The sequence below is a fragment of the Acinetobacter yuyunsongii genome (assembly GCF_041021915.1).
Taxonomy (GTDB): Bacteria; Pseudomonadota; Gammaproteobacteria; order Pseudomonadales; family Moraxellaceae; genus Acinetobacter.
On the sequence record NZ_CP157435.1, the window covers coordinates 1,262,389 to 1,284,773 of the forward strand.

The window sequence follows — 22,385 nt, forward strand, 5'->3', positions numbered from 1 at the left end:
GGCTTTTTTGTTTATGCGCTCATAGCATCTACAGAGAGTTCAGCAACAGTTGGTTTTGGTTTTTCTGCGGTTAAACCTAATTTAGCAAATAGGATTTGGTCTTTACCTTCGCCAGCATTAGGTGTAGTCAATAACTTATCACCAGAAAAAAGCGAGTTTGCGCCTGCCATGAATGCAAGCGCTTGATCTGAATCACTCAGTGACTCACGACCCGCAGATAAACGAATGTAACTGTGTGGCATAATGATACGTGCAACGGCAATTGTACGAATCCACTCAGTGACATCCAGTTTTTCAACGTCGGCAAGCGGTGTACCTTCGATCGGAACCAGCATGTTGATTGGCACAGATTCAGGGTGAACAGGCATGGTTGCAAGCTCATGCAATAAACCAATACGGTCATTACGACTTTCACCTAAGCCAACGATACCACCACTACATACTTTCATACCCGCTTGACGTACATGATCTAATGTATCTAAACGATCATCAAAAGTACGCGTACTAATAATATGTGAATAGTATTCACGAGAGGTATCAAGGTTATGGTTGTAATAATCTAAACCTGCATCTTTTAAGCGTTCAGCTTGTGACTGATTCAGCATACCTAAAGTCATACAAGTTTCTAAACCGAGTGCTTTTACTTCACGAACCATTTCTAATACATAGGGCATATCTCGTTCGTGTGGATTGCGCCAAGCAGCGCCCATACAGAAACGTGAAGAACCAGAATCTTTTGCTGTTTGAGCTTCACGAATGACTTTATCTACTGCAATACGCTTTTCTGCTTCTAGTTTTGAGTCGTAATGTGCAGATTGCGAGCAATACTTACAATCTTCTGGGCATTTACCTGTTTTGATTGAAAGCAGTGTGCTGACTTGAATGGTATTTGGCTGAAAATGCTCACGATGAACACTTTGTGCTTTGAATACTAAGTCTAGAAAAGGTTGATCATATAAAGCTTGGATTTCATCACGAGTCCAGTCATTACGTAAAGTCATTGTTATATCCATGATGATTGATTACAAACATTGAGATTAATCATACAGAAATCGTGCCAAAGCCAAAGGGCAAAAAACATCATTTTTCTATTCAGGTATGTTTATTTGCTGCAATTGTTGTTGAATTGCCCACTCAATATGTACATTGACAATCTCATCGTGTAGAGCTTTTGCTTCTTGCAATTGGCTCACGATTTCAGCCGAGTATGGAGCATTTCCCAAGCCGATTGCAATATTCCGTTTAAAGGATTGATAGCCTGTGCGGCGAATTGGACTACCTTCTGTTTTTGCAAGAAAAGTTACTTCATCCCATTGCCAGATCTCTAACAAGCTAATGTCATCTAAACTATGTCTTGGGTCAAAGTCTGGAATTGATGCAGTTTTAGCAAAGCTGTTCCACGGGCAAATGAGCTGACAGTCATCACAACCAAAAATACGATTACCTATACCTGAACGTAACTCTTCAGGAATGATTCCTTTATATTCAATAGTTAAGTAAGCAATACATTTCCTTGCATCCAACATATAAGGTTCAACAATCGCTTGTGTTGGGCAAATGTCGATGCAAGCAGTACATGAGCCACAATGGGCTGTTGCGGGTTGATCAAAAGGGAGGTCAAGCGAAGTAAATAGCTCACCCAAAACGAAGAAAGAACCTGATTTTTTATGAATGAGTAAGGTATGTTTTCCTGTCCATCCCATGCCTGCACTTTCGGCAAGTGATTTTTCAAAAATAGGTGCTGAGTCCGCAAACGGGCGTGATTCGAAATCGCCCACTTTTTCTTTAATACGAGTGGCTAAAATTTTAAGTCGACCACGCATGACTTTATGATAGTCACGTCCACGCGCGTAGCGTGCAATAATGGCTGAATTTGGTTCAAATGGTACATAACGGGGCTTAGGTGATGCCATAAGATAATTCATTCGCACACAAATAATGCTTTTAGTTCCAGGTACAAGCAATGTTGGATCAGCACGTTTTTCTAGGTTTTCCTCTAAATAGTGCATATCAGCATGGTAACCCCGTTTTAAATATTCTTTAAAACGTGGCATTTGATCTTGAGCATCAGGTTTGGCAATGACACAATCAGAAAAGCCCAAGTCTAAAGCTTGAGTTTTTATCCATGTTTTAAGTTCTTGAGGATCAAGCTGCTGAAGCTCAATTTTATCAAGTGATTTTCCAGAGGATGTGGTTGAAGCCATAAACCAATAATTAGGGGATAACATGCAACGTTCAGTTTACCATAGCCAAAGCATTCAAGCATGGGAGCAGCGTTGGATTGCGCAGCAAAATTCATCTTTAGGGTTGATGCAACAAGCCGCTTGGACAATCTCACAACAGTTAATTGAAGCATTTAATAAAAATAAAATTCAAAAGATCGCAATTTGGTGTGGACAAGGTAATAACGCAGGTGACGGTTACTATATCGCTGCTTTTCTAAAGCAACATGGATTTCACATCACGGTTTATGCAGCTGAACTCGGTCAATCTTTAGATTTAAAACAAGCCGTACAATATGCACTGCTAAATCGAGTTGATATTCAAAGTATCGATTATTTATTGTCGGAAAATGCGAATCACCAAGAAATTCCAACTTTTGATTGTCATATTGATGCTCTGTTTGGCATAGGTCTCAATCGAATGCTGGATCAAAAATGGCAATCGATCATCCATTTATTTAACTCACAGATTGGTTTAAAGATTGCTATCGATATTCCGAGCGGTCTACATGCTAATACAGGTCAGGCTTTACCCTGTGCAATGCAGGCAGATCAAACCTTTACAATTTTAGGTTATAAGGCAGGGTTGTTCACTGGGCAAGGCAAGGAATATGTGGGGAAACTACATTTAGTCAGCTTGATCCCAATTGATGCAGAATTAAAGCCACTTGCATATCTATCCTCTGAAAAAATTGTATTACCGAAACGCCAAGCTTTTGGACATAAAGGAAGTTATGGGCATGTGCTTGTCGTTGGTGGTCATGTGGATATGGGCGGAGCGGTGATTATGTCTGCTGAAGCTGCGTTTCATGCTGGAGCGGGGAAAGTCAGTGTGGTCTGTCATGCCAAACATCATCAAGCTATTCTGGCGCGTTCACCGAATATTATGGTGCGAGATATTAATGCCTTAGATCAAAAATTGATCCAACACCTATTAACTCAAATTGATGCCGTCTGTTTCGGGATGGGCTTAGGGAGAGATCAATGGGCAGAGCAGATTTATCAGCAATGGTTCAATTTACTCAACCAAAATTCGCATTTAGAAGTGGTATTGGATGCAGATGGGCTTTGGTTTTTAGCAAAGCATCCGAAAAAATTGAATCCTCATCTCTACGCAACGCCGCACTCAGGTGAAGTAGCAACTTTATTGGGTTGTACGGCTGCGGACATTGAGCAAGATCGTATTGCAGCAATTTATCAGCTAGAGCAAAAATATGCAGGAAAATGGGTGCTTAAAGGGGCAGGTAGCTTGGTCTTAGAAACTGAATTATTTATCTGTACCCAAGGCAATGCAGGAATGGGTACAGGAGGAATGGGGGATGTGCTCGCAGGTATGATTGCCAGTTTAAAAGCTCAGTTTCATAGGCAGATTGCATTACATGAAATTGTAAGCTTACATGCGCAAGCAGGGGATTTACTTGCTGAAAATGGTATGAGGGGTTTGCAAGCACAAGAAATGGGCAAAATGATTTACACAGTGGTAAATCAACAAAACTAACGCCTTCTACTACTTGAACGACTCCGTCCACGAGCCATACCACCGAGCGCATTTAACACTGCCATTTTGCTCATACTTCCCGAAGCATGGGCATGACAGATTGCAGCAGCTAACGCATCGGCTGCATCAGCCTGTGGTTGAATGCTTAGGTTCAATAAACGCATTACCATCATTTGTACTTGCTCTTTTTCAGCAGCGCCGTAACCTACCACTGACTGTTTGATTTGACGAGCAGTATATTCCGCGACTTGTAGGTCTAAATTGACCAATGCCGCAATTGCCGCACCACGAGCTTGTCCAAGTTTTAAAGCAGAATCAGGGTTCTGCGCCATGAAAACTTGTTCCACGGCAGCCTCAGTAGGACCGTGGAATTTAACAATACGTTCAACACCTGCAAAAATACGTTTTAGTCGTTCAGGCATTGCTTGAGTTTCAGTACGAATGGTTCCTGCATCGACAAAACGTAGTTTATTGCCATCTTTTTCGATAATTCCATAACCTGTTAAGCGTGAACCAGGATCAATACCAATAATTAATGACATGTCGAACTATAAAAATGAAAGATTGTTGATATTGTTACATAGCAGGCTTTTCGCTGCATAATATTTTTGTAGGATTTTGAATTATAAGAAAATAGTGGATTTATTAAACAGAGTTAGTTTTATTAAGTACATATTCCAAAATTCGGTCTCTTTTGAATAGATCAACTAATAAGGCTTATTTTGATTTGTTTTTAATCAATTTGTATTTAATTTGAGCGTTAGGCAGTAAATTATGTGATTTTTCTAAAAAAAAATTGCATTGTGGGGGATATGGGCGTATAAAGCATCTCATTGATTAAACATGTTGATCAAGATGTTGATGCGGGATGGAGCAGTCTGGTAGCTCGTCGGGCTCATAACCCGAAGGTCGTTGGTTCAAATCCAGCTCCCGCTACCACTTTAAAGTTAATTGAATATTAGCTCTGTGATTATTGAGTTGTTGTTATCTGAAAGATTAGACGGCAATTAAGTTAGCTGAAATAACCCTAAAGAAAGCTAAAAATTATTAGATTCTAGAATTGTAGTTTACCTCTCTCCATATATCTAGCGTTATAGTAAATCCAAATCGATCACTTGAGCTCAGAAATGAGTGATTTTGTTTTGAAAATTATTAATGAATGGCGTGTAGCCAAAGCCAGCAATGGCAATGAAATTTGTGTGCAAATTATCCCGATGAAACGTCAACAAAATACGTTGGATGGTTTCAAATGGGTAGAGGTTGGAAAGAAAATCCAGCTAGAGTCGGGTCGAGAAGTCGATTTTAATCTAGATGGGAAAAGCTTCTATACCGATGTTAATCAGCTTTATCGATTAATATAGATAATTTACGCACTTGAAGTATCTATTGGTTAAAGATAGATTGGGTTAAATCAATATTCATAATTTGATTTAATTCATAAATGAACAAAGTTTAAAGGTTTAAAAGTATGTCTGATACAGTTACTGGTACTGTTAAGTGGTTTAACGAAACTAAAGGTTTTGGTTTCATTCAAGCTGATTCTGGCCAAGATGTTTTTGCTCACTTCAGTGAAATCCAAAGCAATGGTTTCAAAGTATTAAACGAAGGCCAACGCGTTTCGTTTGTACTTGGTCAAGGTAAAAAAGGACCACAAGCAACTACAATTAAAGTTATCTAATAAGATTGCTTGAAAAAAAGCTCACTTTATGTGGGCTTTTTTTATATCTAAAAACTATCTTTTGATTTCTAGTTGTGCTTTGCATGAAATTCTAAGCTTTATAGAGGTTGATCTTCTGCCTAAAAGACGAGTTTTGTATAAGAAAGTAATCAGTAAGTTTGTATATAAGAAAATCTTAAATGGGGAAAGATAAAATATTTTTTATGATCTCTTGTCAGTAAATCTTAAGTTTTATAAGTTGTGTAACTACACTATCAAAGCTAATTTTTTGATTTAGCAAAGAATGTTATTTTTACATGATTTGGTTTATTAAAGCTCAACCTCTTTCATTCAAGAGATAAAACTTTCAATACTTTCATAGATGCACTATCTCGTATGACTTAAAATTTGCTATGCTTGCAGTATCTTTCAAATAAAGATAGATTAAGTTAAATCAGAATGAAAATTTTGATTTAATTTATAAATGAACAAATTTTAAAAGGTTTAAAAGTATGTCTGATACAGTTACTGGTACTGTTAAGTGGTTTAACGAAACTAAAGGTTTTGGTTTCATTCAAGCTGATTCTGGTCAAGATGTTTTTGCTCACTTCAGCGAAATCCAAAGCAAAGGTTTTAAAGTATTACAAGAAGGCCAACGCGTTTCTTTCGTACTTGGTCAAGGTAAGAAAGGACCACAAGCAACGCTCATCACTGTTATCTAATTTTTAGACCAGTAAAAAAAAGCTCACATATGTGGGCTTTTTTGATGTTTTTTATGTGCGAGAAAAGCATCAAAATAATTTTTAAATATAATTATTTGATTGAGATAAATGAAATTTTACAATTTTTTGAAATGCTAAAAGCGATTGTTTTTTAATAGGGTTTTTTAGTAATACAACTATTCGCCCCCAATTTTTCATCTACAGTTAGATAATGTTTGTGTCGAAAAAGTAAAGTGGTGTATATTAAATAATAACTAGAAGAATAACACTGTTGATTCAGAAAATCTTTCATCTCGTAGTTTAGATAAACCTTTCGTGTTATCAGATTTAATCTCAGAGTTTATGATTCCAAGTTACTTGCTGCTAAGCATTCCAAATATTTCTAATAGGTTAAGTATATGTCTAACACTGTGACTGGTACAGTTAAATGGTTCAATGAAACTAAAGGTTTTGGCTTTATTCATGCGGATTCTGGGCAAGATGTATTTGCTCATTTTAGTGAAATCCAAAGTAACGGTTTTAAGGTTTTACATGAAGGACAACGTGTTTCATTCACTATTGCTGATGGTAAAAAAGGACCTCAAGCAACTGGTATTACAGTAATTGCTCAAAACTAAACATCTAAATTAAAAAAGCTCACAATAGTGAGCTTTTTTAATTTTCGGATAGTATCTATAAATTTTAATCATCATTATTTCTTGTAATGTACTTATTTTTGTCACAATTTAACCTATTGGTTAAAAAATTGCTCTAGCAGATTATTAGACTTTTTGCTAATTTTAACTGGTGGATTATTTAGGCAAATTAACAATTGCCGTACATTAAATGAGCGCAAAGTTATGGAAAACTTAGAGCAATTGACTCAAGGGCTTGAGCAAGAAGTTCATGTACATTGTAAACGATCTATAGGTACGTTGTTGTTTAGTTTCCTAGTTTTGATCGCAACGAGCTTCTAGTGAAAAAAGCACCTTAGGGCACTGCTGTCTCACAAATATCACAAGAAGAACCTCAACTGAGGTTCTTCTTGTTTATTCCATTTTTTGTCAGGTAAAAACAAAGCCTTCAATGGTTTCCTTTCAAATAAATTCACATGAATAATTCTTAATAATCTTTGAATACTCCATCGTTCTTGTGCCATATGTTTCGCAAAACTCACCAGTAAATACGCGATTAGTGCAATCCATATTTGTGTTTGTATCGCATTGCGGCTACGGCCTAGAAACGATTTCAATTTAAGGTGATAAAGCTTTTCCTGTTGTGATTCGAGATTAGATTCAATATCCCTCAAGCTTTGACGGCATGATAGTTGGGACATTAATATTGCAATAAATTGATCCCATCGTGTTGCTGATCTTAATTTTTGTCCTTGATGGTATTGTTTTGCAAGACGTTCAAAATCTTGTCTCAAAATGGGCTTGAGTAATTGATGAAATACCGTATTCTGATGTGAAAAAACCTGAATCCTTGTAGTTGAAGTGTTTGTTCGCACTTATATTTTAACTACTTTGGACTCAGGTTTTTTTATTTAAGTCTAACTATGGGACAGCAGTGCCTAAGGTGCTTTTTAGAATGATTAATGATGACGATGTTTTTTCTTTTTCCAATGACGTTTGTTATCTTGGCGATTGTCATAATCACGATCTTGACCAACTTGACGACCTAATGCTGCACCGCCCGCTGCACCAGCTGCCGCTCCGATATATCCACCTGTGGTTCCACCTACATTTTTACCTACAGTGTAGCCACCAACACCACCTAGACCACCGCCAATCGCAGCTTCAGTACGAGTACGTTTGCTACTTGCAGCCGCCGCACCGCCAGCACCACCGACAGCAGAGCCAATCATCGCACCATTATTACCACCAATTTCTTTACCAATTGCTGTACCAACAACACTACCTAAAGCAGAAGTTGCTGCAACACGTGTGGCATTATCAGCATACACGCTGGTTGCTAGAGTTGAGCTTGCTAAAATTGCGCTCAATAACAAAATATTCGCTTTCATTTTGACTCCATGTTCCCAGTAATGGGACATCTTTTTAATGACTGCAAATGTAACAAAGTTTGAGAAAGAAAATATGGAGATACCGACAGAAATTATTACTACTTAGTAAGGAGAATGTAGTGTTTTGTTAATAACAATCCTGAATAACGTGAAATAAATATTTGTAATCAATCAAATACTGATTTAATTCACAAAAAGAGGCTTGAACGACAAGCACTCTTTAATAGATTGTAATTAATCTAATGGAACTTTCTTACTCGACTCTTCTTCTAATTTGGGTTGATGAGAATTTATTTCTTGTTGATGACGTAAATGATCTAGATCACGAATGTTCTTTTGGGTCGCTGTGACGCCAAACAAACTGAGTAAGAAAGACATAATGTAGTACCCTTTTTCACTTAAAGTGAGCGTAGCGTTAGTTAAACTAAATAGTAATAATCCAATGCAAATACCAACTGATGCCCAACAAAGTGCAACATAAATCATAGTCACAGGTATTTCTTCTAATTGATCCCGTAATGTTTTTTGTAGTGAGATCGTGGAGAACAGTCCATATAATAGAATGATCAAATAATAGCCTTTTTCATGCAGAGGCATTTCTGCATTCCACAATCCAATCATAAAACCAACAACACCAATAAGAACCGCAAGCCAGCTTGCGGCTGTGAAGGCGAGTGTAGGGCGGTTTATTAAATTACTCATGGTTTATCCTATTGTTTTATCATTCTAATTTATCTTTGATTATTTATATCGAAGCTCAGGTAAGAGAACAACCTATACATACTAAAAAAACGCAGAATTTGTGATGAAATAATAGGGGATTGGTAAGTTACCTAGTTTCTCTATGTCTTTTAAGCCTTAGAATCTGTAAACTATGCGCAATTTTTTGATTTTGCTCGTGCTTCATTATTTTGATCGGCACTGAGTCTTTAGTTTTGAGATATTCCGCCCATGAAAGCATCACTCCGTTTAAGACTAGATCAACTTTGTGATCGTCACGAAGAGCTGACTGCATTGCTCGCTGATGTAGAAGTAATTTCGGACAATAAACGTTTTCGTAAATTGTCTCGCGAACATAATGATTTAACAGAAATCACTGAGGTTTGGAGCAAATATCGTCAAGCTGAAGAAGATATTGAAACGGCTGAAATAATGAAATCAGATCCCGATTTCAAAGATATGGCTGAAGAAGAAATTAAAGAAAATAAAGCGATTCTCGTTAATCTCGAAGAACAATTAAATGTTCTAATGATTCCGAAAGATCCAAATGATGCCAATGCAGCCTATCTTGAGGTGCGTGCGGGTACAGGTGGTGATGAAGCTGCGATCTTCTCGGGTGATTTATTCCGTATGTATAGCAAATATGCTGAAACACAAAGTTGGCGTATTGAAGTACTTTCTGAAAATGAAGGTGAGCATGGCGGTTATAAAGAAATCATTTGCCGTATTGATGGCGAAGGCGTCTATGGTCGTTTGAAATTTGAGAGTGGTGCACACCGTGTTCAACGTGTACCTGCGACTGAATCTCAAGGTCGTGTACACACTTCAGCGTGTACTGTTGCGATTCTGCCAGAAGTGGATGTAGATACCACAGTTGAAATCAATCCCGCCGATCTGCGCATTGATACCTATCGTGCATCAGGTGCAGGTGGTCAGCATATTAACAAAACCGATTCTGCGGTGCGTATTACCCATATTCCATCGGGTGTGGTAGTGGAATGTCAGGAAGAGCGTTCGCAACATAAGAATAAAGCCAAAGCGATGGCATTGTTAGTCTCACGTTTAGAAAATGCTAAACGTGCAGCCGCTGATGCAGCAACTTCAGAAATGCGCCGTGACCTCGTCGGTTCAGGTGATCGTTCTGAACGTATTCGTACCTATAACTACCCTCAAGGTCGTATGACTGATCACCGTATTAACCTGACTTTATATAAGTTAGATGCAATTATGGAAGGTGATTTAACGGAATTGCTGGATAGCTTACATCGTGAATATCAGGCGGATCAGTTGGCGATGCTTGCACAGGAAAATGGCGGCTAATGAATATTGCTCAAGCCTTAGAAATCAAAGGTGAAATTGATAGCTATGAACGTCAAGAGGCGGCATGGCTACTTGAACACCTACTAGGTATCAATGCTTTAGAACTCAAATTAAGACTTGAGCAAGAGTTGACTGAAATACAGGAACAGGCTTTTTTAGAAGGGCTTGCGCGTATCGAACAGGGTGAGCCTTTGGCTTATGTCACAGGTTCACAACCTTTTTGGACGTTGGATTTAAAAGTCACCCATGACACTCTAGTGCCACGCCCAGATACTGAAATTTTGGTTGAAACGGTGCTCAAACTGCCACTCGATCAACACGCGAATATTGTTGACCTAGGCACAGGAACAGGCGCAATTGCTTTGGCGCTCGCAAGTGAGCGTCCGCAATGGCAAGTCACTGCAACTGATATATACGCACCAACTTTAGACGTGGCGCAGGACAATGCAGTTCGACACGGGCTGATGCAAGTGAAGTTCGCTTGTGGGGCTTGGTTCGAGGCTTTAGAGCAGCAACAGTTTGATTTGATTGTCTCCAATCCGCCGTATATTGATCCTGAAGATGTACATATGCAAAAGCTCAAGTCTGAACCTGAGCGTGCTTTGATTGCTGATAAGCAGGGTATCGCAGATATTGAAACAATTATTACCCAAGGCAAAGATTGGCTTAAACCCAATGGTTGGATTGTGCTTGAACATGGTTATGATCAAGGGCAAGCAGTGCGAAATATGTTTGAACAACAAGGTTTTAAGCAGATTCAGACTATCAAGGATTATGGTGGCAATGACCGTGTCAGTCTAGGACAAAAAACTATTTAAGCTTCTATTTTACTAAATAGTGTTTTCGCACGATAAGCACCGGGACTAACGCCTGTCCATTTTTTAAAAGCGCGATGAAATGCACTTGGATCATGGAAATGCAAATCATCACTGATGTTCTGAATTGAATCATTGCTTTTACTGAGCCGTTCAATTGCAATATCGCAGCGAATATCATTTTTTAGCTGCTGATAACTGACACCTTCTTGTTTTAAACGGCGTTGAATGGTTGCCGTTGACATATTCAGTTGTTGGGCAATTTCTTTGAGTTCATCCCACTCTGAGGGTGGTTGTAAAAGCAGTTGACGACGTATTTGCAAGCTTAAAGAGTTTTCATTTTTAAAGCGAACAATTAGGTTGTAAGGCGTTTGTCTGAGAAAGTCATTTAAAGCCTGTTTATCTTTTTTGATTTTGTGTTTGAGGTAATTTGCATCAAACTCAATTCGATTTTGATCAGCATTAAATTGAATATCTTCGCAAAAACGAACACGATAATCCTGTATTTCGACAGGTTGATGACATTTAAAGGTCATTTTCTGAAAAGGGATGCGCTGGTCACTTAGCCAACACATTAAACTATGGACTAACATCAAATAGGTCGAATAAGTAAACATTCGTTTAGGATGTTCACGGTCATGCAAAATTAAGTATGCTTTTGCACCTTGTTGAATCAACTCACCTTGAATGTCATCCAACACTAAACTCAGAAACTTTAAGATTTCTTGAATAGCTTGTTCTAATGTTTCTGCACTGAATGCCAACTTTGCCAATAAGCTATAGCTTCCTCGACGCATTGGATGGCGATCCATTCCTAGAAACTCATCATTCATATGTTCTGCTAGCTCAATCCACAATCGTGCACATTGCATCACTGGAACACGGGCTTTGGTTGAACTGAGCAGTTCGACTGAAACGCCTGCTTGATTAGCGATATGGAGAATATCTAAACCTCGACTTGCTGCAACACTCAATGCTTCACGAATTAAAGCAATTGAAATTGTATCCTTAGCAGAATTAAGATCGACATCGGTGCTTTTGTTCATATAAAAATGAAATATAGAAGAGTAAATAGGTTGAATGCTCAAAAGTCGCATCACTTTTGCTACTTTTAGGAATTGTATCGGAAAAAACTTGGCTTTACTCTCGCTTATAAAAATTTATATCTTTAATTTACGAGGAAATTTAGATGAAAATTCAAGGAAAACATTTTGTTATTACTGGTGGTGGTTCTGGTTTAGGGGCTGCAACAGCAGAGGTTCTCGTTAAACAAGGTGCGACGGTTACCTTAGTCGATATGAACACTGAAGCGGGTGAACAACAGGCACAGGTATTAGGTGCACAAGCTGAATTTGTAAAATTAGATGTAACTGATGAACAAGCTGCAGAGCAACTCTTTAAAGATGTTGTTGCAAAACATGGTGCGGTATATGGACTAGTCAACTGTGCAGGGATTGGACCCTCAGCAAAAGTTGTGGGCAAAGAATCTGTACATGATTTAGCTATGTTCTCAAAAACCTTACATATCAACGTGACGGGTACATTTAACATGTTGCGTTTCGCAGCAGATGCAATGAGTAAAAATATTGTTGCTGAAGGCGATGAAGATCGTGGGGTGATTGTAAATACAGCTTCAGTTGCTGCTTTTGATGGGCAAATTGGACAAGCGGCTTATTCTGCATCAAAAGGTGCTGTAGTTGCGATGACGCTTCCGATTGCGCGCGAGTTAGCACGTCATCAAATTCGTGTTTTAACCATTGCACCAGGGATTATGGAAACTCCAATGCTGAAAGGCTTACCGCAAAATGTACAAGATGCCTTAGGGCAAATGGTGCCTTATCCATCACGTTTGGGACGTCCTGAAGAGTTTGGTCGTTTGGTTGCACATATTGCTGAAAATTCATATTTAAATGGTGAAGTGATCCGCTTAGATGGCGGTATTCGTATGGCTGCGAAATAAATTTATTTAAACCATTTATAGATTTATGTATAAAACAGTTGTGAATGAAAATTTACAACTGTTTTTGTTTTGATATGGTTTATTCATAAACTAGCTTTGAGTTTTAGTCATTTCTGCTGGTTTTTGTACAATTTTGCAAATCATTCATTCACTCAATAGGGGGTGTATAGATGAAATATCCAATTTTGATCTGTTCTGCATCTAGCTTGTTTTTAAATGGTTGTGTTGGAAATATGAATCCAACAGGCGGCAACTCAAATCCTCATTCTTCCAACTGTACGTTCACTTATGCAGTAACTTAAATCATGCATGTCATGCGTCAATGAAGGTGCCCCTAAGCGAGCATGGTGCTGCCAATAAATAGCTTTTAAATCAGTATATTTCTGATGAACATACATCTGTCGCTTTCGCCAAGCATAGTATCCCGAAGTGCTAACACTTAGACATTTACAGGCACAAGAAACCATAACCTTAGTCACAGCTATAAGCTGTTAAAGTCGATAAAATATGTGATTTTGTAATCACTTCGAATATATTACACAATTATCGGATCATAAAATCAGCATTAGGTTTATATATGCATATTGATTTAAACAGCGACTTAGGCGAAAGCTATGGTGCTTGGAAAATGGGAAATGATGAGCAGATTCTTGCGATTGTGAGTAGCGCTAATATTGCATGCGGTTTTCATGCAGGCGATCCTGTCAATATGTTAAATACCTTAAAACAAGCGGCTGCTCAAAATGTTAGTGTGGGAGCGCATGTTTCGTATCCAGATCGGGTTGGTTTTGGTCGCCGTAATATGGATGTATCTTATGATGAATTATACGCAGACGTACTTTATCAAATCTCAGCGCTGCAAGGGTTGGCTCAAGTCGCTGGAACAAAAGTGACTTACGTCAAACCACATGGTGCTTTATATAACACTATTGCCACCAATTTAACTCAAGCTCAAGCAGTGATTGATGCAATACAGCATTCAGATAAAAAATTAGTGTTAGTTGCATTGGCGGGTTCGCCTTTAATTAATTTTGCTCGTAAGCAGGGAGTTGGCGTTATTTCTGAAGCGTTTGCTGATCGTGCTTATCATCGTAATGGTGAACTAGTTTCACGCCGTTTAGAAGGTGCTGTTTTACATGATGCAGAAGTCGCAGCTCAACGTGTACTGAGCATGATTCAGAACGGAGGTATTGAGTCGATTGAAGGGGATTTCACTACAATTCAGGCAGATACCATTTGTTTGCATGGTGATACCTTTGGGGCGGTACAAATGGCAGAAAAGATTCGCCAAGTATTGTTAGAAAATCAAATTGAAGTTCGTGCTTTTAGTCTTTGAATGAGTTTTAAACATTTTAAAAGAGCTGTTTTATGCGATTTCTATCCGTTAATTTGGATTGTTTTTTGATTGAGCTTGAAAGTTTAGAAGAAACAATGGCGGTTCATTACTGCTTAAAACAAGCACAGCATCCTCATATAAAAGAACTTATTCCTGCGGCACGTAGCATACTGGTCTATTTTGACCCGTTTTTGGTCGAGATGCATACACTGATTCGATGGATTTCAAGCCAAAAAATCAGTCAGGATACTTTGCGTCAAGGGAAGGAAATCGTTATCGGTGTGGGCTATAACGGTATTGATTTAAATAATGTTGCTGAATATTTAGGAATGAGTACTGAACAAGTCATTCAGAAACATACCAACTCTTATTGGCAAGTTGCATTTATTGGCTTTGCTCCCGGCTTTGCTTATCTAACCAATCCTGAGCAAGTATTTAGGAGTATTCCACGCTTAGCATCACCACGTAAAAAAGTTAGTGCAGGGGCAGTAGGTTTAGCAGGCGAATATAGTGGTATTTATCCTCAAGATAGTCCGGGTGGTTGGCAGTTGATTGGACAGACTGATGAGAGATTGTGGGATATTCATCGACAACAGCCTGCTCTATTACTGCCGAGTGATCATGTCATCTTCAAGGATGATAGTCATAATCCAACCCAAATTTGTGTGCCTGCTCAGAGATTTTCTCAAAGAAAATCGATTAAAAAACCTGCCGTGTTACGCGTTAAAAATGTTGGCTTACAAGTATTGATCCAAGATGAAGGACGTAAAAATTTAGCTGAGCTAGGCGTGGGGCGGGCAGGTGCTATGGATCAAAAGGCATTTCGTCAGGCAAACTTAATTGTTGGCAATCCACAGAATGCAGCCGTCATGGAAGTTTTAAATGGTGGATTGCGATTACAGGTTTTAGAAGCAACAGTTATTGCTGTGACAGGTGCGGAAACGGAAGTCTGGATTACTTATATTGGCGCGGATAAAGTTAAAGTGGCTTTGTATCAGCCGATTGCTTTAGATTATGGTGATGAAATTTATATTTCAGCACCGAATGCAGGGATTCGTAATTATATTGCGCTACGTGGCGGTATCGCTGTTGAGCAAGTACTCGAAAGTGCCAGTTATGACTCTTTGGCTGAATTGGGTACAAAACCAATTCAAGTGGGTGATGAGATTCATTTTGCCCAATTAATAACGCAGCCTGTCAGCTTAAATGAAATACCGATTAAATTACCTAAACGAGATGAGATTATTGAAATAGATCTCGTGTTAGGGCCGCGTACAGATTGGTTTGCCGAAGAAAGCCTTGATTTATTGTTTAAACAAACTTGGTTAGTGAGCACAGAGAGTAATCGAATTGGATTGAGATTAGTGGGTGATCAGCCTTTAATGCGACAATTCGAGCAAGAATTACCGAGCGAAGGTTGTTGTACAGGTGCTTTGCAAATTCCTCCAAATGGTCAGCCTGTATTATTTATGAATGATCATCCTATTACAGGGGGTTATCCTGTGATTGCGGCGGTCGCATCCTATCATTTGGACTTAATTGCACAGATTCCAGCTGGTTGCCATATTCAATTTCGTAAAATTTATGATTTCATGGATGTCAAAAAAGATGCATAAAAAACATAAGCTGTTGATTGCGAATCGTGGAGAAATTGCTGTACGCATTATTCACGCATGTAAAGATATGGATATTACATCAGTGGCGATTTATGCAGATGATGATATTGCCAGTTTGCATGTTCAACTTGCAGATGAAGCTTGGGCATTATCAGGACAAACAGCACAGCACACTTACTTAGATATCAATAAAATTATTGATATTGCGTATAAAGCCCAAGTGACCATGATTCATTCTGGTTATGGTTTTTTATCAGAACGTGCCGAATTTGCCCAAGCTGTGATGGATGCGGGGCTGATTTGGATTGGGCCATCTCCTGAAACTATCCATAAACTTGGTGACAAAATACAAGCGCGTAAAATTGCACAGTCGGTAAATGCACCTTTGGTTCATGGTACTGAACAACCACTTCAATCAGCTCAAGAAGCGGTATATTTTGCGAAACAGTATGGTCTGCCGATTGCGATAAAAGCTGCATATGGTGGTGGTGGACGTGGTTTAAAAGTTGCTTGGCAATTGAATGAAGTTGCCGATTTATATGAATCGGCTGTGCGAGAAGCATTCGCTGCTTTTGGTCGAGGAGAATGTTTTGTTGAACAATATTTAAATAAGCCTCGGCATTTGGAAGCACAAATTATTGCTGATCAACAGGGACATATTGTCGTTGTAGGAACGAGAGATTGTTCTTTACAACGCCGTAATCAAAAGCTAGTCGAGGAAGCACCTGCACCATTTATTAATGAGCATATTGAAGCTCAGTTAGTGCAATCTGCTATTGCAATTTGCCGCGCTGCAGATTACGTCGGGGCAGGTACCGTCGAGTATTTACTTAGTCAAAATGGTCAACTTTCGTTCTTAGAGGTTAATACACGTCTACAAGTTGAGCACACAGTTACTGAGCAAACTACGGGCCTAGACTTAGTTGTCGAACAGATTCGAATTGCTTTAGGTCAACCACTTTCGATTCAAGAAATGCCAAAACCAATAGGACATGCAATTGAATTCCGAATTAATGCGGAAGATCCAGCACGTGGTTTTATCCCAGCATTTGGACAGCTTACTCGTTTTCACCCACCATCAGGAATTGGTATTCGTCTTGATACGGGGGTGATGACTGGAAGTGTTGTTTCAAGTCATTTTGATTCTTTAATTGCGAAATTAATTGTGACTGGTGCAACCCGCGAGATTGCAATTCAACGGGCCAAAAGAGCGCTTGCCCATTTTGAAATAGAGGGCATTGCTTCAGTATTACCATTCCATCGTGCAATCCTGTCAGATGCTGACTTTATTGATGAATTTAAAGTACATACACGTTGGATTGAACAAGATAGTCGCCATGATTATCCTCACTATTCACGTAGTAAACTGAGCAATCAAGTTGAATTACAACGTTATCCAATTGAAATAGATGGAAAGTTGCATCAGATTGGCTTACCAAATGGATTTTTTAGTTTAGTCGGGACACCCCCACCCAATCAGAAACCAAATGATTCTGATCAGAACCCAAGTAGTAATAGTGTCTTAGCACCGATGAGTGGTGTAATCACCGTGTGGAAAGTTCAAGAAAATGATCATGTAAACCAAGGTGAGACAATTGCAATTATGGAAGCAATGAAAATGGAGGTCCCTGTGATTGCTCCACAAACGGGGAAAATTCAAAAGCTGATAGAGATTAATCAGACTGTTGAAACGGATTCAAAAATTGCTGAGATAAATTAGAGTTTTTGTATATAAGACAGCTAAAGGATAAGCCATTAAATCTCTAAAATGAGATCTAATGGCTTTGGCTAAATTAACGACGTTTATTATAAACTGCCAGAGCAGCAGGTAAATTTTTACGCATATCACCAATACGTTGACTATTTGATGGGTGAGTTGATAAGAATGATGCACCACCAGCACCATCTAGACGATCCATTTTTTCCCAAAGACTAATTGCTGCATTTGGATTATATCCTGCTTTTGCCATCAGCATTAATCCACCAAAATCAGCGCGACTTTCTAAATTACGAGAATAGGGTAAACCAATACCAATTTGACTACCTAAAGCAATTGCCGCATTACCTGCTTCACCAATATTCACACCTGCATAAGTCGTGCCAATCCCAATCGCTAAGTTTGTAAGTGCTTGCGCACCAATTTTACTTTTGGCATGTTCTTCTAAGGCATGGGTCATTTCGTGTCCCATAATTGCTGCGATTTCATCATTGGTCAAATTCAGCTTGTTCACAATACCCGTATAGAAAACGACCTTCCCACCTGGCGCAACATAGGCATTTACAGTATCTGATTTTAGTACTGCTAACTGCCAATCAAAACGCTGACCTGTTTGGTTCATTTGGTCAGCATACGGTTTTAAGCGCAAAAATACTGAATTAATACGTTGATAAGTATTTGAGCTCATATCCAATTGATTCTTGGCACGAGCTTCCTGTGTCATCTTTGCAAAGCTTTGAGCCGACTGAGCATTTAATGTGGCACTGTCAGCACCTGCCATATCTGCAAATGATGCACAACCTGAAATCGTTATTACAGTCATTGCACAAAGGCTTAAAGCCAATTTTTTCATACTTATTTGCTCCAAATCAGTATCTTATAAATATACCCATGATTAACAAGAATTATAAAAAAAGTTTGCAAGGCTTTATATTCTGATTATCTCTATAATCATAGTAATTATGTAAGCAGAATTGATGAAAAGCTAAATATCTTAGCTTCATCTGAATAAAATTAAAGCCAGTGGTTTGCACTGGCTTTGAAATTAGCTTAAAGCTAGAGGGGATTAATCCTCATCATCAAATTCATCTTCAGAAAATGCGTTATCATCTAAAGAAGTATCAAAAATTAAAATTGCTTTACCATCAGTTTGAATCATGCCTTGATCTTCAAGTGTTTTTAAAACACGACCAACCATTTCACGTGAACACCCCACAATACGACCAATTTCTTGACGTGTAATACGAATCTGACGACCATTCGGTAGAATCATTGCCTCAGGCTGCGCAGATAAGTCAATTAAACAACGCGCAATACGACCAGATACATCGATAAATGCTAAGTCAGTGACTTTACGCGTTGTATTCTTCAGACGGCGAACAAGCTGAGCAAATACAGCATAGCTCAGGTCAGGGTATTGCTTGCTGAGTTCGTGGAAATTTTCATATGAGATTTCTGCAATTTCGCAAACATCTCGAGTACGTACTTCTGCGGTACGTTGAGGGTTATTTTCAAACAGCCCCATTTCACCAAAGAAATCACCTGGATTGAGATATGCAACAACAATTTCACGCTCATCATCTTCACGTAATATGATTGACACTGAACCTTTTAATATTAAATACAGTGATTTTGATTCCGTTCCAGCGTCAACAATCGTGGTGCGTTTAGGGTATCTATTAATATGAGCACGTTTTAGCAATGCTTTAACTGACTCAGGTAATTGACCTGGAGACAAAGCATCAGTGCTAAGATGTGAAAAATTTGAAGTCATGCTTAAAATTTCCGAATTTGGATAAAACCGATCGCACAGGCCCCATGGAGCCTTTTCTACACAGAAGAGATGAAATTCCTTATCAACTCATTTTATGTTAGTGTACAAGAACTGAAGTAAATTTATAACGTTTTTCGGGTAGTTGCAATGCAAACAAGTGTACATTGGTTAGAGAATGTTGCTTTTGAAGCGAAATCAGAAAGTGGTCACAGTGTAGTGATGGATGGTTCTGCTGAGTATGGTGGTGAAAACCGTGGACCACGTCCTATGGAGTTGATTTTAATGGGACTTGGTGGGTGTGCTTCGTTTGATATTGTGACTATTTTAAAGAAATCACGCCAAGATGTGACCGATGTTGTATGCCAGTTAAAAGCGGAGAGAGCTGATTCTATTCCTGCGGTGTTTACAAAAATTCACTTACATTTCGTAGTAACAGGTAAAGCGGTTAAAGCAAAGCAAGTTGAAAAAGCAGTTGAGCTTTCAGCAGAAAAATATTGTTCTGCGAGCAAAATGTTGTCTGATGGTGGTGTAGAAATCACACATGACTTTGAAATTGTAGAAGCTGATTAAGACTTAATTATTAAGTTTAACTAAAAAGTGATCTATTTGTTTAGATCACTTTTTTATCGACATAGTTTTTATTTCAGTAATAATTGTGGGTCTACCCGTGCATCATTTAAACTCATTCCCCAATGTAAGTGTGGACCAGTGACTCGACCTGTATTTCCTACTAAACCTAAAAGTTCACCTTGAGTAATATGTTTGAACCGTACCGGGTTTGTCGGAGACTTTTTTATTTAAGTTAGGCCACCTGACCTAACGGGTTAATCTTATCATAGTACATTGCTTCAAACTCAAAAGGCGATACATAACCCAGTGCACTGTGTACACGCTTTTTATTGAACCAATCTACCCAGTTTAGTGTCGCAAGTTGTACATCTGCTAAACCTTGCCAATCTGCTTTTAAATATTCAATCACCTCTGTTTTGTATAAGCCATTCACCGTTTCAGCCAAAGCATTATCGTATGAATCACCAGTCGTACCGACTGATGCTCGTAAATTTGCAGCTTCTAAACGATTGGTATAGCGAATAGAAAGATATTGAACACCTCTATCGGAATGATGAATCACATTCTTTGGCATGCCTCGGTCGTGCAATGCTTGCTCTAATGCATCGAGCACCATATCTGTATTCATCCGTGTAGATACTTTCCATCCAACAATTGCTCGTGAGAACACATCAATAACAAATGCGGTATATACCCAGCCTGAATGAGTTTGAATATACGTAAAGTCACTCACCTGAGAAGCACTGCTTCGCAAGGGTCAGGATGATCAGCATTAAAATTACGTTTCACTAAATCATCTGCTCGTTTTTGGTCATCTCGGCTACGGGTGGTTTGTTTGTTCTTACCTCGCCAAACACCTTGTATACCTAGCTTTTTCATTAATCGAGCAACAGTACAGCGTGCAATAATATAGCCTTCACGTTTCAGTTTTTGCCAGACTTTACGTACACCATACCGACCTGAACTTTCCTTCCAAATTCGTTTAATCTCCTCAGCATGATGCAAGTCATGTAAATCTCGCTTTGCTCGATGTTCTGGATTTTCGCAGAGATCTAGAGTCCGGTAATAGGTTGAGGGTGCGATCGGTAAAATTCTACAAATCGCCTCGACTCCGTACAGCTCTTTATTATTATGGATAAAATCCACCATTATTTGTGTGGGCGGTCGAGCTCCGCCTGGGCGAAAAAAGCGGCTGCTTTACGTAGAATCTCATTGGCACGCTTTAATTCTTTAATTTCACGTTCCATTTGCTTCATTTTTTCTTGATCAGATATCTGTTGTACTTTAATAGGATTTTGCTGATCTAAATGCTTTTGATGCCAGGCACGAAGTGTTTCAGGAGTACAACCGATCTTAGGCGCAATTGCTGTGATTGCAGCCCAAGTAGAAGGATAATCTTTTTCAGATTCAATCAATAATTGAACCGCTCTTTCTCTGATTTCAGGGGTATATTTTAATTTTGTCATCGGGATAGTCTCTCAGAATATTGACTCTCCGACAAACCCGGTACGGTTCAGTTGTCCCTTTGAAACCTCAATTTTACTGAGATGGCAGAACATACTGATTAAACCTTGACCGTGATCAATCAAAACAGTCTTACCATTGAAAAAATAATCACCAGTTTGAACGACAATGCCATCTGCTGGCGCTACAACTTTTTGGCCAATTGGTGCTGGAATGTCTAGACCTGAATGTGGGGCGCGTTCTTCATTATTAAAGAAACGTTTGCGTCCAAATGAGTTACTAAATTTTCCTGCTGTTGGTGGAATAAAACTTGGAAATGTTGTCCATATGCTTGGGTTAAATGAAGTGTAGATGTCATTTTGCTCCTTTGCTTCACGCGCATAACGATCCAACCGCTCCTGATTGGGGTTGACGTAGTCTTGGTTTTTTACATTGAGGTGTTGTTCAGCATATTGATATGGCAGTATTTCAATCTCTATGGGCATAGTATTGGTTGCTAGGCTTAACGTTCCCAATGGGGTAGAAAGAGGAATTCCAAAAATAGCGTATCGTTGAGTGCCTTCTTGTGTAATTAGAATCGGTTTTTTCTCATAGAAAACTTGGGTAATCGTTGATGGAACTGGAATAACGGCTATACCGCCTGCATGTCGTGAATTCTGTGGTAATTGAGCGATAGCTATCTGAATAGGGAAAAGGCAAATACTAGCTATTACAATTCTTCTTAAATGCATAACGATCATTTTTAAATGAAGTAAAGTCTTAAGTTAAAAGTTTCACTGTAAAATAACAATATGGATATTGTTTAAATCAGAATAGATAGAAAATTATACAAAATATACTTGAAATAGATTGTTTGTATACCCATATTATTACTGAGTTTTATAAAGTTTAATTTAAACAAAATATTGAAAAATATATAAATTTGATTTGAAATTTTAAAAAGTGTTCCCATCTTAGTGGTAAGTTAAAAATTTGTTGTGAGGAATAAC

23 protein-coding genes, 1 tRNA gene, 3 pseudogenes and 1 other annotated feature are annotated in these 22,385 nt (G+C 38.6%); of the genes and pseudogenes, 14 read left to right on the forward strand and 13 right to left on the reverse strand.

Annotated elements, in window-relative coordinates:
• Window positions 1-11: 11 nt before the first annotated feature.
• Together bioB and queG are read right to left on the reverse strand one after the other, a co-directional pair.
• Window positions 12-1,001 (reverse strand): biotin synthase BioB, encoded by a 990-nt coding sequence (gene bioB / locus ABLB98_RS06005; protein ID WP_348883560.1) that lies wholly within the window; start codon window positions 999-1,001, stop codon window positions 12-14.
• Window positions 1,002-1,088: 87 nt separating this feature from the next.
• Window positions 1,089-2,204: a tRNA epoxyqueuosine(34) reductase QueG gene (queG, locus tag ABLB98_RS06010; RefSeq protein ID WP_348883563.1), complete on the reverse strand. Its 1,116-nt coding sequence runs from the start codon at window positions 2,202-2,204 to the stop codon at window positions 1,089-1,091.
• A gap of 22 nt (window positions 2,205-2,226) precedes the next feature.
• Between queG and ABLB98_RS06015 the strand changes: the two genes are divergently transcribed.
• Window positions 2,227-3,720 (forward strand): NAD(P)H-hydrate dehydratase, encoded by a 1,494-nt coding sequence (locus tag ABLB98_RS06015; RefSeq protein ID WP_348883558.1) that lies wholly within the window; start codon window positions 2,227-2,229, stop codon window positions 3,718-3,720.
• Here ABLB98_RS06015 and ruvC read toward each other — a convergent pair.
• Window positions 3,717-4,262 (reverse strand): crossover junction endodeoxyribonuclease RuvC, encoded by a 546-nt coding sequence (ruvC, locus tag ABLB98_RS06020; RefSeq protein WP_005159580.1) that lies wholly within the window; start codon window positions 4,260-4,262, stop codon window positions 3,717-3,719. The genes ABLB98_RS06015 and ruvC overlap by 4 nt on opposite strands.
• A 320-nt stretch (window positions 4,263-4,582) precedes the next feature.
• Here ruvC and ABLB98_RS06025 point away from each other — a divergent pair.
• The 5 genes from ABLB98_RS06025 to ABLB98_RS06045 all read left to right on the forward strand — a co-directional run bounded on the left by ABLB98_RS06025 (window position 4,583) and on the right by ABLB98_RS06045 (window position 6,716).
• Window positions 4,583-4,659 (forward strand) — tRNA-Met (locus ABLB98_RS06025).
• Between the two features lie 188 nt (window positions 4,660-4,847).
• Window positions 4,848-5,081, forward strand: coding sequence for a hypothetical protein (locus ABLB98_RS06030; protein ID WP_004661814.1), 234 nt, complete (start codon window positions 4,848-4,850; stop codon window positions 5,079-5,081).
• A gap of 107 nt (window positions 5,082-5,188) precedes the next feature.
• Window positions 5,189-5,398, forward strand: coding sequence for a cold-shock protein (locus ABLB98_RS06035; RefSeq protein WP_004661816.1), 210 nt, complete (start codon window positions 5,189-5,191; stop codon window positions 5,396-5,398).
• 491 nt (window positions 5,399-5,889) lie between these two features.
• Window positions 5,890-6,099: a cold-shock protein gene (locus ABLB98_RS06040; protein WP_004661817.1), complete on the forward strand. Its 210-nt coding sequence runs from the start codon at window positions 5,890-5,892 to the stop codon at window positions 6,097-6,099.
• A 398-nt stretch (window positions 6,100-6,497) separates the two neighbouring features.
• On the forward strand, window positions 6,498-6,716 hold the full coding sequence (locus ABLB98_RS06045; protein ID WP_004661818.1) for a cold-shock protein: 219 nt from the start codon (window positions 6,498-6,500) through the stop codon (window positions 6,714-6,716).
• Between the two features lie 377 nt (window positions 6,717-7,093).
• On the opposite strand, the gene ABLB98_RS06050 is transcribed toward ABLB98_RS06045, so the two are convergent.
• From ABLB98_RS06050 to yiaA, 3 genes are all read right to left on the reverse strand, one after another.
• The gene (locus ABLB98_RS06050) at window positions 7,094-7,561 is read right to left on the reverse strand and encodes a DUF4372 domain-containing protein (RefSeq protein WP_348883561.1); all 468 of its coding nucleotides are present in this window, start codon (window positions 7,559-7,561) and stop codon (window positions 7,094-7,096) included.
• 111 nt (window positions 7,562-7,672) lie between these two features.
• The gene (locus tag ABLB98_RS06055) at window positions 7,673-8,104 is read right to left on the reverse strand and encodes a hypothetical protein (RefSeq protein ID WP_005159589.1); all 432 of its coding nucleotides are present in this window, start codon (window positions 8,102-8,104) and stop codon (window positions 7,673-7,675) included.
• Window positions 8,105-8,338: 234 nt separating this feature from the next.
• Window positions 8,339-8,806: an inner membrane protein YiaA gene (gene yiaA / locus ABLB98_RS06060; RefSeq protein WP_087547512.1), complete on the reverse strand. Its 468-nt coding sequence runs from the start codon at window positions 8,804-8,806 to the stop codon at window positions 8,339-8,341.
• A 249-nt stretch (window positions 8,807-9,055) separates the two neighbouring features.
• On the opposite strand from yiaA, the gene prfA reads away from it, so the two are divergent.
• Window positions 9,056-10,144: a peptide chain release factor 1 gene (gene prfA / locus ABLB98_RS06065; protein ID WP_348883556.1), complete on the forward strand. Its 1,089-nt coding sequence runs from the start codon at window positions 9,056-9,058 to the stop codon at window positions 10,142-10,144.
• Window positions 10,144-10,962 carry a peptide chain release factor N(5)-glutamine methyltransferase gene (prmC, locus tag ABLB98_RS06070; RefSeq protein ID WP_348883555.1) on the forward strand — a complete coding sequence of 273 codons (819 nt, stop codon included), beginning with the start codon at window positions 10,144-10,146 and terminating at the stop codon, window positions 10,960-10,962. Before prfA ends, prmC begins: the two co-directional genes overlap by 1 nt.
• Here prmC and ABLB98_RS06075 read toward each other — a convergent pair.
• Window positions 10,959-12,056: an AraC family transcriptional regulator gene (locus ABLB98_RS06075; RefSeq protein ID WP_348883554.1), complete on the reverse strand. Its 1,098-nt coding sequence runs from the start codon at window positions 12,054-12,056 to the stop codon at window positions 10,959-10,961. The genes prmC and ABLB98_RS06075 overlap by 4 nt on opposite strands.
• A gap of 92 nt (window positions 12,057-12,148) precedes the next feature.
• Between ABLB98_RS06075 and ABLB98_RS06080 the strand changes: the two genes are divergently transcribed.
• Window positions 12,149-12,919, forward strand: a complete 771-nt coding sequence (locus tag ABLB98_RS06080) for an SDR family NAD(P)-dependent oxidoreductase (RefSeq protein WP_348883553.1) — start codon at window positions 12,149-12,151, stop codon at window positions 12,917-12,919.
• Window positions 12,920-13,089: 170 nt separating this feature from the next.
• Window positions 13,090-13,221: a hypothetical protein gene (locus ABLB98_RS06085; RefSeq protein WP_256415116.1), complete on the forward strand. Its 132-nt coding sequence runs from the start codon at window positions 13,090-13,092 to the stop codon at window positions 13,219-13,221.
• On the opposite strand, the pseudogene ABLB98_RS06090 reads toward ABLB98_RS06085, so the two are convergent.
• Window positions 13,183-13,422 (reverse strand): annotated as a pseudogene (locus tag ABLB98_RS06090) (IS3 family transposase); the annotation flags it as partial. The gene ABLB98_RS06085 and the pseudogene ABLB98_RS06090 overlap by 39 nt on opposite strands.
• A gap of 74 nt (window positions 13,423-13,496) precedes the next feature.
• On the opposite strand from ABLB98_RS06090, the gene ABLB98_RS06095 reads away from it, so the two are divergent.
• Genes ABLB98_RS06095 through ABLB98_RS06105 form a run of 3 tightly spaced genes read left to right on the forward strand, consistent with a single transcriptional unit; the run spans window position 13,497 to window position 17,591 of the window.
• On the forward strand, window positions 13,497-14,255 hold the full coding sequence (locus tag ABLB98_RS06095) for a 5-oxoprolinase subunit PxpA (RefSeq protein ID WP_348883552.1): 759 nt from the start codon (window positions 13,497-13,499) through the stop codon (window positions 14,253-14,255).
• Window positions 14,256-14,287: 32 nt separating this feature from the next.
• The gene (locus tag ABLB98_RS06100; RefSeq protein WP_348883551.1) at window positions 14,288-15,871 is read left to right on the forward strand and encodes an urea amidolyase family protein; all 1,584 of its coding nucleotides are present in this window, start codon (window positions 14,288-14,290) and stop codon (window positions 15,869-15,871) included.
• Entirely contained in the window at window positions 15,864-17,591 is a 1,728-nt protein-coding gene (locus tag ABLB98_RS06105; RefSeq protein ID WP_348883550.1) for a biotin carboxylase N-terminal domain-containing protein, read from the forward strand. Before ABLB98_RS06100 ends, ABLB98_RS06105 begins: the two co-directional genes overlap by 8 nt.
• A gap of 73 nt (window positions 17,592-17,664) precedes the next feature.
• Here ABLB98_RS06105 and ABLB98_RS06110 read toward each other — a convergent pair whose 3' ends face one another.
• The gene (locus ABLB98_RS06110; RefSeq protein WP_348883549.1) at window positions 17,665-18,441 is read right to left on the reverse strand and encodes a M48 family metallopeptidase; all 777 of its coding nucleotides are present in this window, start codon (window positions 18,439-18,441) and stop codon (window positions 17,665-17,667) included.
• Window positions 18,442-18,654: 213 nt separating this feature from the next.
• Complete coding sequence (crp, locus tag ABLB98_RS06115) at window positions 18,655-19,362, reverse strand: cAMP-activated global transcriptional regulator CRP (RefSeq protein ID WP_004662603.1); 708 nt, start codon at window positions 19,360-19,362, stop codon at window positions 18,655-18,657.
• Window positions 19,363-19,509: 147 nt separating this feature from the next.
• On the opposite strand from crp, the gene ABLB98_RS06120 reads away from it, so the two are divergent.
• Complete coding sequence (locus tag ABLB98_RS06120; protein ID WP_004662601.1) at window positions 19,510-19,932, forward strand: OsmC family protein; 423 nt, start codon at window positions 19,510-19,512, stop codon at window positions 19,930-19,932.
• 68 nt (window positions 19,933-20,000) lie between these two features.
• On the opposite strand, the pseudogene ABLB98_RS06125 reads toward ABLB98_RS06120, so the two are convergent.
• The 3 genes and pseudogenes from ABLB98_RS06125 to ABLB98_RS06135 all read right to left on the reverse strand — a co-directional run.
• A pseudogene (locus ABLB98_RS06125) lies at window positions 20,001-20,132 on the reverse strand (M23 family metallopeptidase); the annotation flags it as partial.
• Window positions 20,133-20,164: 32 nt separating this feature from the next.
• Window positions 20,165-21,398: pseudogene (locus ABLB98_RS06130) on the reverse strand (IS3 family transposase).
• Window positions 21,007-21,123: a sequence feature (AL1L pseudoknot), on the reverse strand. Its footprint overlaps the pseudogene before it by 117 nt.
• Before the next feature lie 12 nt (window positions 21,399-21,410).
• Window positions 21,411-22,136 carry a peptidoglycan DD-metalloendopeptidase family protein gene (locus ABLB98_RS06135; protein WP_348883616.1) on the reverse strand — a complete coding sequence of 242 codons (726 nt, stop codon included), beginning with the start codon at window positions 22,134-22,136 and terminating at the stop codon, window positions 21,411-21,413.
• Between the last annotated feature and the right edge of the window lie 249 nt (window positions 22,137-22,385).